Source organism: Algibacillus agarilyticus, assembly GCF_003286125.1.
GTDB lineage: Bacteria > Pseudomonadota > Gammaproteobacteria > Enterobacterales > Alteromonadaceae > Algibacillus > Algibacillus agarilyticus.
Genome location: NZ_QMED01000082.1, coordinates 1 through 557 on the forward strand (window position 1 = coordinate 1; position 557 = coordinate 557).

1 protein-coding gene is annotated in these 557 nt (G+C 50.3%); it reads left to right on the top strand.

The genetic code is table 11. The features are described 5' to 3' along the window. On the top strand, window positions 1–557 hold a 557-nt coding region (locus tag DPX34_RS21650), incomplete at both ends, for a cadherin-like domain-containing protein (protein ID WP_157964823.1).

Consider the following 557-nt stretch of genomic DNA (forward strand, 5'->3'; position numbering starts at 1 on the left):
AGTAGGGGCTGTAACGGATTTAACCGCTGCGGATGATAGCTTCAATGCAACCGAAGATACGGTGTTAAACGGCAGTGTTGCCGGTAATGACAGCACCACCTCAGGTGGCACATTAAGCTTTGTGAAAGCAAGCGAACCAAGTCATGGCACTGTGACGGTTAATACCGACGGTACGTTCAGCTACACGCCAAACAGTAACTACACCGGCAATGACAGCTTTACGTATACCGTAACCGATGCGGGTTCAGGCGAAAGCTTGACGCAAACCGTGAGTGTGACAGTCGCCGCCGTAACGGATTTAACCGCTGCGGATGATAGCTTCAATGCAACCGAAGATACGGTATTAAACGGCTCAGTGGCCGGTAATGACAGTACGACTTCGGGTGGTACATTAAGCTTTGCTAAAGCAAGCGATCCAAGTCATGGCACGGTGACGGTTAATACCGATGGTACGTTCAGCTACACGCCAAACAGTAACTACACGGGCTCAGATTCTTTCACCTACACGGTGACGGATGCGGATTCAGGTGAAAGCTTGACACAAACGGTCAGTGTGA